Source organism: Pseudomonas sp. O230, from assembly GCF_045447035.1.
Classification (GTDB): Bacteria; Pseudomonadota; Gammaproteobacteria; order Pseudomonadales; family Pseudomonadaceae; genus Aquipseudomonas.
In genome coordinates this window covers 212006-225397 of the sequence record NZ_JBJGXN010000009.1, presented here as the reverse complement: position 1 = coordinate 225397, position 13392 = coordinate 212006, and the positions used below count along the sequence as shown (strand labels likewise).

Annotated in this window: 14 protein-coding genes; 8 read left to right on the top strand and 6 right to left on the bottom strand. The window is 60.7% G+C overall.

The annotated features are described in order from the left end of the window. Nucleotides 1-6 precede the first annotated feature (6 nt). A complete protein-coding gene (locus ACI77H_RS20775) occupies nt 7-255 on the top strand; it encodes a transmembrane sensor/regulator PpyR (RefSeq protein WP_407013593.1) in 249 nt (82 codons plus the stop codon). Beyond that, nucleotides 255-1409 (top strand): NnrS family protein, encoded by a 1155-nt coding sequence (locus ACI77H_RS20770; protein WP_407013592.1) that lies wholly within the window; start codon nt 255-257, stop codon nt 1407-1409. Before ACI77H_RS20775 ends, ACI77H_RS20770 begins: the two co-directional genes overlap by 1 nt. Here the strand turns inward: ACI77H_RS20770 and ACI77H_RS20765 are convergent. Next, nucleotides 1393-2316: a LysR family transcriptional regulator gene (locus tag ACI77H_RS20765; protein ID WP_407013591.1), complete on the bottom strand. Its 924-nt coding sequence runs from the start codon at nt 2314-2316 to the stop codon at nt 1393-1395. The genes ACI77H_RS20770 and ACI77H_RS20765 overlap by 17 nt on opposite strands. Before the next feature lie 113 nt (nt 2317-2429). Here ACI77H_RS20765 and ACI77H_RS20760 point away from each other — a divergent pair, with 113 nt between their 5' ends. The 5 genes from ACI77H_RS20760 (at nt 2430) to ACI77H_RS20740 (ending at nt 7313) form a co-directional block, all read left to right on the top strand. Continuing rightward, entirely contained in the window at nt 2430-3275 is an 846-nt protein-coding gene (locus ACI77H_RS20760; protein WP_407013590.1) for an oxidoreductase, read from the top strand. Between the two features lie 153 nt (nt 3276-3428). After that, a complete protein-coding gene (locus tag ACI77H_RS20755) occupies nt 3429-3884 on the top strand; it encodes a (2Fe-2S)-binding protein (RefSeq protein ID WP_407013589.1) in 456 nt (151 codons plus the stop codon). Between the two features lie 15 nt (nt 3885-3899). Then, nucleotides 3900-6068 (top strand): molybdopterin cofactor-binding domain-containing protein, encoded by a 2169-nt coding sequence (locus ACI77H_RS20750; RefSeq protein ID WP_407013588.1) that lies wholly within the window; start codon nt 3900-3902, stop codon nt 6066-6068. A gap of 1 nt (nt 6069) precedes the next feature. Further along, a complete protein-coding gene (locus ACI77H_RS20745; RefSeq protein WP_407013587.1) occupies nt 6070-6648 on the top strand; it encodes a hypothetical protein in 579 nt (192 codons plus the stop codon). 74 nt (nt 6649-6722) lie between these two features. Beyond that, nucleotides 6723-7313 carry a GGDEF domain-containing protein gene (locus ACI77H_RS20740; protein ID WP_407013586.1) on the top strand — a complete coding sequence of 197 codons (591 nt, stop codon included), beginning with the start codon at nt 6723-6725 and terminating at the stop codon, nt 7311-7313. Here the strand turns inward: ACI77H_RS20740 and ACI77H_RS20735 are convergent. After that, entirely contained in the window at nt 7291-7716 is a 426-nt protein-coding gene (locus tag ACI77H_RS20735; RefSeq protein ID WP_407013585.1) for a VOC family protein, read from the bottom strand. The two genes, ACI77H_RS20740 and ACI77H_RS20735, sit on opposite strands and share 23 nt — an antisense overlap. A 114-nt stretch (nt 7717-7830) precedes the next feature. Between ACI77H_RS20735 and ACI77H_RS20730 the strand changes: the two genes are divergently transcribed. Beyond that, the gene (locus tag ACI77H_RS20730; protein ID WP_407013584.1) at nt 7831-8688 is read left to right on the top strand and encodes a LysR family transcriptional regulator; all 858 of its coding nucleotides are present in this window, start codon (nt 7831-7833) and stop codon (nt 8686-8688) included. A 178-nt stretch (nt 8689-8866) separates the two neighbouring features. On the opposite strand, the gene fabI is transcribed toward ACI77H_RS20730, so the two are convergent. From fabI to ACI77H_RS20710, 4 genes are read right to left on the bottom strand one after another with little or no spacing between them, the layout of a single operon-like run. Continuing rightward, nucleotides 8867-9661, bottom strand: a complete 795-nt coding sequence (gene fabI, locus ACI77H_RS20725) for an enoyl-ACP reductase FabI (protein WP_008152082.1) — start codon at nt 9659-9661, stop codon at nt 8867-8869. Between the two features lie 21 nt (nt 9662-9682). Next, the gene (locus ACI77H_RS20720; RefSeq protein WP_407013583.1) at nt 9683-11293 is read right to left on the bottom strand and encodes an ABC transporter ATP-binding protein; all 1611 of its coding nucleotides are present in this window, start codon (nt 11291-11293) and stop codon (nt 9683-9685) included. A gap of 1 nt (nt 11294) precedes the next feature. Beyond that, nucleotides 11295-12314, bottom strand: coding sequence for an ABC transporter permease (locus ACI77H_RS20715; protein WP_407013582.1), 1020 nt, complete (start codon nt 12312-12314; stop codon nt 11295-11297). A 1-nt stretch (nt 12315) separates the two neighbouring features. Continuing rightward, the gene (locus ACI77H_RS20710; protein WP_150630560.1) at nt 12316-13389 is read right to left on the bottom strand and encodes a microcin C ABC transporter permease YejB; all 1074 of its coding nucleotides are present in this window, start codon (nt 13387-13389) and stop codon (nt 12316-12318) included. Between the last annotated feature and the right edge of the window lie 3 nt (nt 13390-13392).

Sequence of the window (13392 nt, the reverse complement as noted above, 5' to 3'; positions counted from 1 at the left end):
GGAAAAATGTTCGCTTACTTCAGCAATCCTCAGAACGTCCTGCACCTGTCGAGCAAAGTCCTGGGCGCGGGCCTGGCGCTGCTGCTGGCGGGGATCTACGGCGCTTATCTGTACGCCGGACATTTGCCGATCGTGGTGCTGGTCTCGATGCATGCCATGACCATCATCGGCCCGACCCTGATCAAGATCGGCTACGTCATGCGCCTGCTGGCCCAGCATCGGTTGGGCAGTCGTCTGGTCAGGGCGGTGGCCTGATGCGCCAGCTCGCTGCCGCACCGGTGTTCAGCCTCGGCTTTCGCCCGTTCTTCCTGGCCGGCGCCGGGTTTGCAGTCATCGCCGTGGCGATCTGGGCCGTGTGGTTGTACGGGCGCTTGCCGGATGCTCAACCGGTGGGCGGCATGCTGAGCTGGCATCGGCATGAGATGCCGTTCGGGTTCGCAGCGGCGATCATCGCCGGGTTCCTGCTCACGGCGGTGCCGAACTGGACCGGGCGCGCGGGGCTCAACGGTTGGCCTTTGATCGGTCTGCTGCTGGTATGGCTGTTGGCACGACTCGCGTGGCTGATGCCCATTCCCGGAGTTGCGTTGATTGCGCTGCAACTCCCTTTTCTGCCGTTGCTGGCATGGGTGCTGGATCGGGACCTGGTGGCTGCCGGCAAACGCGACAACTATCCGATTCTGCTGGTCGTCGCGCTGCTGGCCGCGACTCAGGCCATGACGCTGTGGGGAATTTCGACCGATGACGTCGGCCTGCAACGGCGCGGTGTGCTCGCGGCCGTTTGGCTGATCGGCGCGTTGATGAGTGTGATTGGCGGGCGCGTGATTCCGTTCTTTATTCAGCGCGGTTTGAATCGACCTGCGGCCAGTCCTGTGCATCCGCTGCAAACCAGAGTGTTGCTGGCGGGCAGTTTGCTGGTCGCCGTTTCCTTTGCCGGTGGTTTCAACGACATCCCACGAGGGTGGCTCGCGGCCTTGTTTTTACTGCTCGGCGGGTTGCACCTGCTGCGCCTGTGGCGTTGGCACGACCGGGGGATCTGGCGGGTGCCGCTGCTGTGGTCGTTGTATCTGGCGTATGCGTGGTTGGCGATTGCCGCACTGGCCATGGCGCTATGGCATGCGGGTGCAATGCCGCAACAAAGTCTGGCTACGCATTCGTTGGCCGTCGGCGGGATCGGTGGCTTGATCCTGGCGATGATTGCCCGGGTCAGCCTCGGTCATACCGGGCGGTTGTTGCAGCCGTCGAAAACGATTGTGGTCGGGTTCTTCCTGTTGTTGATCGCCGGCCTGTGCCGGGTGTTTCTGGTGCCGTTTTCCGGGGGCGCACTGGCGCTGTCGGCGCTGTTCTGGTGTGCCGCGTTCGGGCTGTTCCTGGTGCGCTACACCGACGTATTGCTCAAACCGAGGGTTTAAGGCCTCCCTGTTCGGCGATCCACCGCGTTGCCAGATCGATAAAGGCGCGAAGCTTCGGCTGAGTCTGGGTGCGGCTGGGAAAATACAGGTACAGCGCCGAACTGAGCGGCACGAACGGCTCTAACACCCGTTCCAGTTGGCCGTTCGCCAATTCGCCGGCGATCTCCAGATCACACGCATACGCCAGCCCCGAACCGCTGCGAGCCGCCGCCACCAGCAGGCGCCGGTCGTTGACGATCACGCCACCCTCGACGCCCACCGTAAAGTCGCGGCCCTCGCGGCGAAACTCCCAGCGGTGCGCGCTGCCCGAGGTCGAGAAGCGAAAGCCGATGCATTGATGGCGGGTCAGGTCTTCAGGGCTCGCCGGTTTACCCGCCGTGGCGAAATAGTCTGGAGCGCCCACCACCGACCATTGCAAATCAGGGGTGAGGCGCACCGCGATCATGTCTTTTTCGATGGACTCGCCCAGTCGAATCCCGGCATCGAAACCGCCGGCCATCAGGTCCACCGTGGCGTCGTCGAGGGAGATGTCGAGGGTGACTTGCGGGTAGGCCTCGCGAAACAGCGGAATCAGCGGCTCCATCAATAAAGCCCCGGACAACCTCGGTGCAGTAAGACGCAGCGTGCCCATCGGCTGATCACGAAATCCGCTAAGCCCTTTCACCGCCTCATCGATCTCGCTGGCCGCAGGACGCAAGCGGGCAAACAGACTGGCGCCAGCCTCGGTCAACGCCACCCGCCGTGTGGTGCGCTGAAAGAGCAAAACACCGGTGCGGCGCTCGAGCAATTTGATCGCATGGCTGACAGCGGTAGGGGTCACCGCCAGGCGGGTGGCGGCAAGGGTGAAACTCTTGTGCTCGGCCACCGCCAGAAACTCGGTCAAGCCATCGAAAGGATCGTGATTCATTGTGGCGCCATTATGAAAGAGCGTTTCATAGTGCTTGTAACACGAGGGCATTTTTCCGGCCAATCGTTCTGCGTACCTTGTGCCTACCCCCACTGCATACAAGGAACACGCTCATGACCACGTCCAGCTCCTTCAAGCGTATCTGGCTCATCACGGGTGCTTCTCGCGGTATCGGCGCAAAAATCGCCGCCGCTGCGCTGGCCCACGGTGACGCCGTGGTTGCCACCGCCCGGGATGCCAGCAGCATCACTCAGCGTTTTGGCGATCAAGCCGGTTTGCTGGCCGTCACCCTGGACGTCACCGATGAAGCGCAGGGCGTTGCGGTCGCCAAGGCTGCCATCGAGCACTTCGGACGCATCGACGTGCTGGTCAACAACGCCGGTTTCGGTTTGCTCGGCGCAGTAGAAGAAGCCACTGCTGATGAAGTACGCCGCGTGTACGAAACCAACGTCTTCGGTTTATTGAACGTCACGCGCGCCGTCCTGCCGCACATGCGCGCCGCTCGCAGCGGGCATGTGATCAACTTGTCGTCGGTAGGCGGTTACAGGTCGGGGCCGGGCTTTGGCGTCTATTGCTCGACCAAATTTGCCGTTGAGGGTTTGAGCGAAGCGCTGCATGCCGAGCTGGAGCCGTTGGGCATCAAGGTCACCATCGTCGAGCCGGGGTACTTCCGCACGGAGTTTCTCGAAGGCAATTCGCTGGTCGAGTCGCCTTCGTCGATTGTCGACTACGACAGCACTGCCGGCGAAGTGCGCAAGATCGCCAAAGCCGTGACCCTGAATCAGCCCGGCGATCCGGACAAACTGGCCGAGGTCATGATCACCCTTGTCGAAGCCAAAAAAGCACCGCTGCGCCTGCCGCTGGGCAGTGACTGCGTCGCGGCGATCGAAGGCAAAAACGCGTTTGTCGCCAATGAATTGCAAATGTGGCGTGAGGTGTCGGTGTCCACCGACTTCTAAGCCCCAACCCAAGCTCGCGGCTACAGGTTCGCGGCGGTGTTGAGAGTACCGGTGGTCGATGAACCGGTCTCGCCCGGCAATTTGCGCTTAGCTGAAAGGATAACGCCGACCCACCGACAATAACGGCGTCACCGTGAGTCTGAGGAATTCGCCATGCTGACCCTCAACATCAATGGCACGGATCAGGCGCTGGATGTCCCCGCGGACATGCCGCTGCTCTGGGTCCTGCGCGATGTCGCGCACCTGACCGGTACCAAATTCGGTTGCGGCATGGCCCAGTGCGGCGCCTGCACTGTGCATGTCGACGGGGCGCCGTTGCGCTCCTGCGTCACACCCGCCACGGCGGTGGCCCATGGGCAAAAAATTCTCACCATCGAAGGCCTGTCCACCGACGGTTCGCACCCGGTGCAACAAGCCTGGGCAGAACTCGATGTGGTGCAGTGCGGCTACTGCCAGTCCGGGCAGATCATGTCGGCGGCGGCGCTGCTGGCGAAGATCCCCAAACCCACTGACAGTGACATCGACCAGGCGCTCTCAGGCAACATCTGCCGCTGCGGCACCTACCCAAGGATTCGTGCCGCGGTCAAACGCGCCGCCGACATTGGTTGAACGGAGGCATGCGCCATGAACAGCAGCAATCCGTTATCGCGCCGGGGCTTTCTCAAGGGCAGCGCAGTGCTCGGCGGTGGGCTAGTGGTTGCTTTTGTCATCCCCGGCGCCCACCGTTTTGCCATGGGCGCCGAGAATCAGGCAAACGTCTTTGCCCCCAATGCATTTTTACGAATCGGTAACGACAACAGCGTCACCGTACTGCTCGGCCATTCTGAAATGGGCCAAGGTATCTGGACCGGCCTGACCATGTTGATCGCTGAAGAGCTGGACGCCGATTGGTCAAAAATCCGCGTCGAGCACTCTCCCGCATCGGCAGCCGATTACGGTCTGGCCGGGTTTGGCGGGATGCAGATCACCGGCGGTTCGACCTCGACCTGGATGGAGTTCGATCGCTACCGTCAGGCCGGCGCAGCGGCGCGGTTGATGCTGATCGACGCCGCCGCCAAGCGCTTCAACGTCGCGCCGTCGAGCATTCGTACCGAATCGGGCGTGGTCATTGCAGGCGACAACCGCGCCACGTACGGCGAACTGGCCGATGACGCCGGCAAACTGCCGGTGCCAGACCCTGCGTCGATAACATTCAAGGAGGCCAAGGACTGGAAGGTCATCGGTAAACCCACCAAGCGCCTGGATACACCCGAGAAAATCACCGGGCGCGCCAGGTTCGGCATGGACGTGCAGTTCGAGGGGCTGATGACCGCCATGGTCGCGCGCCCACCCGTGTTGGGCGGCCACGTCAAATCCTTTGAGGGGGCCGAAGCGCTGGCGATACCGGGCGTGCACAAAGTGGTACAAGTGCCAACCGGCGTCGCAGTGATTGCCGATCATTACTGGGCGGCGAAGCTGGGGCGTGATGCGCTGAAGATCGATTGGGATCTGGGGCCGAACGCCGGGCTCGACAGTCAGAACCTGCTGGAGAGCTTCCGCAAACTGGCGGCCACGCCAGGCGCTCCGGCGAGCAAGGCGGGCGATGCCGAAGGCGCGTTATCCAAAGCGGCAAAAACCATCGACGTCGAGTACAGCGTGCCGTACCTGGCTCATGCACCGATGGAACCGCTGAACTGCACGGTCAAAATCACTCAGAACAAATGCGAGATCTGGACCGGCACGCAGTTTCAGACCCTCGATCAAATGATCGCGGGAAAAATCACCGGGCTCAAACCCGAACAGGTCGAGATTCATACCGAGTTTCTGGGGGGCGGCTTCGGCCGTCGGGCCAACCCGACGTCGGACTTTGTCGCAGAGGCCGTGGAGGTCGCTAAGGCGGCAGGCGGGCCGGTGAAAACGGTCTGGTCGCGTGAGGACGACATTCGCGGCGGCTATTACCGCTCGGCGTTCCTGCATCAGGCGCGTATTGGCCTGGACGCCGGCGGGATGCCGATGGCGTGGCAGCACGTGATGGTCGGGCAGTCGATCATGGAAGGCACCGCGTTTGCGGCCACCATGGTCAAGGACGGTATCGACAAAACGTCGGTCGAAGGTATTGCCGACAGCCCTTACCTTGCCGACATGGCCAATCATCAGGTGGAACTGCATTCGCCGAAAACCGGCATCACCGTGTTGTGGCTGCGCTCGGTCGGGCACACCCACACGGCGTTCGTGATGGAGTCGTTGATCGACGAGCTGGCAGAGGCGGCGGGCAAGGATCCGGTGGAGTACCGACGCACCTTGCTCAAGGGCCATGCAAGGCATCTGGGTGTGTTGAACCTGGCGGTCGAGAAGGCCAATTGGAACGCGCCATTGCCGGATGGGCATGCACTGGGTATCGCGGTGCATGAGTCGTTCGGCAGCTACGTCGCGCAGGTTGCCGAGGTGTCCCAGGACAACCTTAAGATTCGCGTGCACCGGGTCGTGTGCGCGGTGGACTGCGGGATTGCGGTCAACCCGCTGAGCATCGCGGCGCAAATGGAGTCGGCGATCACCTTCGGCCTCGGGTTTACCTTGCACAGCAAACTGACCTTCAAAAACGGCCAGGTGGTGCAGTCCAATTACCACGACTATCAAGTGCTGCGACTGAACGAAATGCCGGTGGTCGAAGTGCATATCGTGCCCAGCACCGACAAGCCCGGCGGCATCGGCGAGGCTGGCGTACCGCCCACGGCGCCGGCGGTGGCCAACGCCGTGTTCGCCCTGACCGGGCAACGGTTGCGCGAATTGCCCTTGCAGCTGTCGGGGGTGTGAGATGAGACGACATCTGATTCTGGGCGCAGTGGTGCTGGTCGGCCTGACGGTCTACGCCACGGACCTGTTGGCGGAGGATAAGGAAGCCTTGAAGGCTTTCGATACCGTACAGAAGGTGTTTCAGAGCCCGCGTTGCCAGAATTGCCATATTCCCGGTGATTCACCGTTGCAGTTCGACGCCGGCATTCCCCACGCGATGAACGTCGTACGCGGCATGGATGGCAAGGGTGCGGCCGGTTTGCCGTGCGCCACTTGCCACGCTGACAGCAATCCGCCGGCCAGTTACGGCCCGCATGCACCGCCGGGTGCGCCGCACTGGAGCCTGCCGCCTGCGGCGCACAAAATGGCCTGGATCGGCCTGCCGGCCGACAAGTTGTGCGCAATGATCAAGGATCGCAGCAGCAACGGTGATCGGGATTTCGCCGCGCTGATCAAGCATGTCAGCGACGACAAACTGGTGCTGTGGGGCTGGAATCCGGGTCAAGGGAGGGCGCCGGTGCCGGTGCCACACGATATTTTCGTCACGCAATTCAAGCTCTGGGCCGAAGCGGGAGGGCCTTGTCCGGTGGCGGGGGGGTGACCGGCGGTCCGTTAACAGGGAGTCAAACCGGGTATGGACGACTCTAAGGAACATACCCGCCCATGGAGTAAGTCATGCTGATCCCAGGCAAACCGGTCAAACACAGCGTTAATGCAGACTCTTTGCTGTCGCCCCAGCAAGAGCGTCAATTACTGCGTGATCTGGCCCGCACGGCCGAGCAGGAAGTGATTGGCGTGCAGATGGCGAGCATGGATGAGCTGACGCTGCTGTCCAACCGTCACGGCTTCACGACACTGGCCCAATTGGGGCTGGACGCCTGTCAGCGCCTGGAAAAACCGGCCACGCTGCTGTTTTTCGACCTCGATAATTTCAAACACATCAACTATTTGTACGGCGGCGCCGAAGGTGATGACGCCCTGAAAACCTTCGCCGACGTATTGCGGATTGCCTTTCGCGAAAACGATGTGATTGGCCGCCTCGGCGACGACGAGTTTGTTGCCTTGCTGACCGGTTCAAGCGCCGTTGAGCTGAATGCGATCAAGGCGCGACTCGAAGAAATCCTCGACGAGCGCAATGCCACGATGCGTCGCGGTTATGACATTCGTTTCAGCATTGGCCAGATCGAATACGACCCGGTGCGTCACGGTTCGATCAAGGGTTTGCTGGCAGAGGCCGATGCCTTCACTTGGCGAACAACTGGCTGATGTCCTTGAACGCCTTGAACTCCAGCGCATTGCCGCAGGGGTCGAACAGAAACATCGTCGCTTGCTCACCCGCCAACCCCTGAAACCGAATGCCCGGTTCAATCACGAATCGTATTTCCCGGGCTTTCAGTCGTTCAGCCAAACCTTCCCATTCGTCCATCCCCAACACCACGCCAAAATGCGGCACTGGCACGTCATGCCCGTCTACGGCGTTGGTGTGCGCCGCTTCCTGAGAGGTGTTTTTCGGTGCCAGATGAATCACCAGTTGGTGGCCGAAGAAATTGAAGTCGACCCAATGGTCGCTGGACCGGCCTTCTTCAAGGCCGAAGACCTCAGCGTAAAAGCTGCGTGCGGCTGCCAGGTCATAGACGGGAATGGCCAAGTGGAAAGGTGAAAGTTGCATGGCTGAGCCTCGCAGTGTGTCGGTGGTTGGAACTGAGTTTAACGCTGTGCTTTTTGATTGAAAGACGATAGTTTTTGCGTCGAGCTCAAATTATTTCGATCAATCGAGAACGCCATGCTGCGTGAATTGAAAACTTTCATCGCTGTGACACGCTACGGCACATTTGCCGCCGCCGGCATGCACATCGGCCTGACCCAATCGGCGGTCAGCGCGCAGATGCGTAATCTTGAGCAGGCACTGGGCATCCGTTTGTTCGATCGCACCGGGCGTCAGGCGATTCTCAATGCCGCGGGGCAGCGGGCGTTGCCGATGGCCCGGGACATGCTGGAAACCTTCAGTCGCATGTCGGTCAGCGACGACGTCAGCGAGTACCGCGGCGAATTAAGAATTGGCGCGGTGGCCACCGCCCAGACCGGTTTGCTGCCCCAGGCGTTGTTGCGATTGCGCCAGCAAGCGCCGTTGCTGGAGCCGAAACTAGTGCCAGGGGTGTCGTTGAACCTGTTGAGCCAGGTCGATACCGGGGAGGTTGATCTGGCCATCCTGATCAAACCGCCGTTCGAGTTGCCCAAGGAGCTGTCGGCGCAGGTCATTCGCCGCGAGCCGTTCGTGTTGATCGTGCCGGTTGACCTTGCTGGCGACGACCCGTTGCGGTTATTGGCAGAGCACCCGCACGTGCGCTATGACCGCAATTCGTTTGGGGGCCGCCTGGTCACGCGCTTTCTGCGTGAGCAGCACATTGATGTGCAGGTGGCTTTGGAACTGGATGAACTGGAAGCCATCGTGAAAATGGTTGAATGCGGGCTGGGTATCTCGTTGCTTCCCGAGGCGGGGCTTTGGCTTGAATATGGTGCGAAGGTCAGAATCATCCGGTTGGGCGAGCTGACGTTCTACCGCGAGATCGTCCTGTTGCAGCGCTACAGCCAGCGTACACAACCGATCCAGCGACTGTTTGCCGAGTGCCTGAGCCAATAGATAACCCGTGTAGGAGCTGGCTTGCCAGCGATGGCGATGTCCAACTCACTGAAAATGTTGGCTATACGACCGCTATCGCTGGCAAGCCAGCTCCTACAAGGATTGCGGTGAACTCTGAAATTTCGGGTACAAAAAAACCCGCCTGTGCAGGCGGGTTTTTTATTGGCCGAGACGAAGATTACTCTTCGAGGCTGCCCATGGCCGTGGTGTTGAAGCCACCGTCCACGTACATGATTTCACCGCTGATGCCGGACGCCAGGTCCGAGCAGAGGAAGGCGCCGGCGTTGCCGACTTCGTCGATGGTGACGTTACGACGCAGCGGGGTTTGCGCTTCGTTGGCGGCCAGCATCTTGCGGAAGTTCTTGATGCCGGAAGCGGCGAGGGTGCGGATCGGGCCAGCCGATACGCAGTTGACGCGGGTGCCATCCGGGCCCAGGGAGCCGGCCAGGTAACGGACGCCAGCTTCCAGCGAAGCCTTGGCCATGCCCATTACGTTGTAGTTCGGCATGGTGCGCTCGGCGCCCAGGTACGACAGGGTCAGCAGGCTGCCATTGCGGCCTTTCATCATTTCGCGGCCAGCCTTGGCCAGGGCCACGAAGCTGTAGGCGCTGATGTCGTGAGCGATACGGAAACCTTCACGGGTGGTGGCTTCGGTGAAGTCGCCGTCCAGTTGGTCGCCCGGGGCGAAGCCGACGGAGTGCACGATGCAGTCCAGGCCATCCCACTTTTTGCCCAGCTCAACGAAGACCTTGGCGATTTCTTCATCGCTGGCCACGTCGCACGGGAAGCACAGGTCCGGGTTGGAACCCCAGCTCTGTGCGAACTCTTCGACACGACCCTTGAGTTTGTCGTTCTGATAAGTGAAGGCAAGCTCAGCGCCCTCGCGATGCATGGCGGCAGCGATGCCGGATGCGATGGACAGCTTGCTGGCGACACCGACGATCAGTACGCGCTTACCGGCGAGAAAACCCATGTGTTGCTCCTCTCTTTCAGGTTATTGCGCAGTGGCTGGTGCCAGGAAAGCGGCTTCCAGCAACTGCTGTGTATAAGGATGTTGGGGGGCGGCAAAGATACTTTGCGCGTCTCCCTGTTCGACCACTTGGCCTTGCTTGACCACCATCAACTGGTGGCTCAGCGCTTTGACGACAGCCAGGTCATGGCTGATAAACAGATACGTCAGGTTGTACTTGGTTTGCAGTGAACGCAAAAGCTCCACCACTTGGCGCTGCACTGTCCGGTCGAGGGCCGAGGTCGGCTCGTCCAGCAGGATCAGCGCCGGTTTTAGCACTAATGCCCGGGCAATGGCGATTCTCTGCCGCTGCCCGCCGGAAAATTCGTGGGGGTAGCGGTGCCGGGTTTCCGGATCCAGACCTACCTCCTTGAGTGCCGCAATAATCGCTTGTTCCTGTTCCGCCTCGGTGCCCATCTTGTGAATCCGCAGGCCTTCGCCGACGATCTGGCTCACGCACATCCGTGGGCTCAGGCTGCCGAACGGGTCCTGAAACACCACCTGCATCTCCCGGCGCAGCGGCCGAACCTGTTGCTGCGTCAGGCAGTCTAGCTGCTTGCCTTCAAAACGGATCGCACCTTGGCTGCCGATCAGCCGCAAAATCGCCAGGCCGAGCGTCGATTTGCCGGAACCGCTTTCGCCGACAATCCCCAGCGTCTGGCCCTGTGGCAGGCTGAAATTGATCCCGTCCACCGCTTTGATGTGATCGACGGTCTTTTTCAGCAAACCTTTCTTGATCGGGAACCAGACTTTCAAGTCCTCGACCTGCAGCAATGGCGGGCCAATGACATTGGTCGCAGGCTTGCCGCTGGGCTCCGCTGCCAGCAGTTCCCGAGTGTACGGATGCTGCGGCGCGCGGAACAACTCTTCGCACGATGCCTGTTCGACGATGCAACCGCGCTGCATGACACATACGCGATGCGCAATTCTTCGCACAAGGTTCAAATCGTGACTGATCAGTAGCAACGCCATGCCCAGACGGGCCTGCAATTCCTTGAGCAATTCGAGGATTTTCAGCTGAACGGTCACGTCCAGTGCAGTGGTCGGCTCGTCGGCGATCAGCAGTTCCGGTTCGTTGGCCAGGGCCATGGCAATCATCACCCGCTGACGCTGGCCGCCGGACAATTCGTGGGGCAGGGCTTTCAGGCGCTTTTCGGGTTCCGGAATGCCGACCATCTCCAGCAGTTCCAGCGTGCGTTTGGTCGCGACTTTGCCGATCAAGCCTTTGTGGATGCCGAGGACTTCGTTGATCTGCTTCTCGATCGAGTGCAGCGGATTGAGCGAGGTCATCGGCTCCTGAAAGATCATCGCGATCCGGTTGCCACGGATATGGCGGATGGTTTTCTCTTTCAGGCTCAGCAGGTTTTGCCCGGAATACTCGATGGTGCCGGACGGATGCCGGGCGAGCGGGTAGGGCAGCAAGCGCAGGATCGAGTGCGCAGTCACCGATTTGCCGGAGCCGCTTTCACCCACCAGCGCCAGGGTTTCGCCACGCTTGATGTCGAAACTGACGCCTTCGACCACGCGCTGACAGCGATCACCGACGACGAATTCGACGGACAGGTCGCGCACTTCGATCAGATTGTCCTGATTCATTTCACTTCCTCGGGTCGAAGGCATCGCGAGCGGACTCGCCGATGAACACCAGCAAACTCAACATCAACGCCAGCACCGCAAACGCGCTCATGCCGAGCCACGGCGCTTGCAGGTTGGATTTGCCCTGGGCCACCAATTCACCCAGCGACGGCGCGCCCGGCGGCAAACCGAAGCCCAGAAAGTCGAGGGCGGTCAGCGTGCCGATGGCGCCAGTCAGGATGAACGGCATAAAGGTCATGGTCGAGACCATGGCGTTGGGCAAAATATGGCGGAACATGATCGCACCATTCTGCATCCCCAGCGCCCGCGCCGCGCGCACGTATTCGAGGTTGCGCCCGCGCAGGAACTCGGCGCGCACCACGTCCACCAGGCTCATCCACGAGAACAGCAGCATGATCCCCAGCAACCACCAGAAGTTCGGCTGCACGAAGCTCGCGAGAATGATCAGCAGGTACAGCACCGGCAACCCGGACCAGATCTCCAGGAAACGCTGCCCGGCCAGATCGACCCAGCCGCCATAGAATCCCTGCAACGCGCCTGCAATCACCCCAATGATCGAGCTGAGAATGGTCAGCGTCAGGGCAAACAACACCGAAATCCGGAACCCGTAAATCACTCGCGCCAACACATCGCGCCCCTGATCGTCCGTGCCCAGCAGGTTGTCGGTCGAGGGCGGTGCCGGAGCCGGGACTTTCAGGTCGTAGTTGATACTTTGATAGCTGTAGGGAATCGGCGCCCACAGCACCCAGGCGTCCTTGGCCTTGAGCAGTTCGCGGATGTACGGGCTCTTGTAGTTGGCCTCCAGCGGGAACTCGCCGCCGAACGTGGTTTCCGGGTAACGCTTGAGCGCCGGGAAATACCAGCCGTTGTCGTAATGCACCACCAGCGGTTTGTCGTTGGCGATGAGTTCGGCGCCGAGGCTCAGGCCAAACAGCACCAAAAACAGCCACAACGACCACCAGCCACGCTTGTTGGCCTTGAACAGTTCGAAACGTCGGCGATTGAGCGGGGACAGGTTCATCTCAATGCTCCCGGCTTTCGAAATCGATGCGCGGATCGACAAAGGTGTACGTGAGGTCGCCGATCAGTTTCACCACCAGCCCCAGCAGGGTGAAGATGAACAGCGTGCCGAAGACCACCGGGTAATCGCGGTTGATTGCCGCTTCGAAACTCATCAAGCCGAGGCCGTCGAGCGAGAAGATCACTTCCACCAGCAACGAACCGGTGAAGAAAATCCCGATAAACGCCGAGGGGAAACCGGCAATCACCAGCAGCATCGCGTTACGAAACACATGGCCGTAAAGCACGCGGTGATTGGTCAGGCCTTTGGCTTTCGCCGTCACCACGTACTGCTTGTTGATTTCGTCGAGGAAGCTGTTTTTGGTCAGCAGGGTCATGGTCGCGAAGTTACCGATCACCAGAGCGGTGACCGGCAACGCCAGGTGCCAGAAGTAATCGAGCACCTTGCCGCCCATGCTCAACTCATCAAAGTTATTCGAGGTCAGCCCTCGTAGCGGGAACCAGTCGAAATAGCTGCCGCCGGCGAACACCACAATCAACAGGATGGCGAACAGGAACGCCGGGATCGCGTAGCCGACGATGATCGCCGAGCTGGTCCAGACGTCGAAGTGGCTGCCGTGTCGCGTGGCTTTGGCGATCCCCAGCGGGATCGACACCAGGTACATGATCAGCGTGCTCCACAACCCGAGGGAGATCGACACCGGCATCTTTTCCTTGATCAGGTCGATGACCTTGGCATCGCGGAAGAAGCTGTCGCCGAAATCCAGGGTGGCGTAGTTCTTGACCATGATCCACAACCGTTCCGGCGCCGATTTATCGAAGCCGTACATGTGCTCGATTTCTTTCACCAGGGCAGGGTCCAGGCCCTGCGCGCCGCGATAGGCCGAGCCGGCCACCGACACTTCGGCACCGCCGCCTGCAATGCGGCTGGTGGCGCCTTCGAAGCCTTCAAGCTTGGCAATCATCTGCTCCACCGGCCCGCCGGGGGCAGCCTGGATGATCACGAAGTTGATCAGCAAAATGCCCAGCAACGTCGGGATGATCAACAGCAATCGCCGAAAAATATACGCCAACATCTA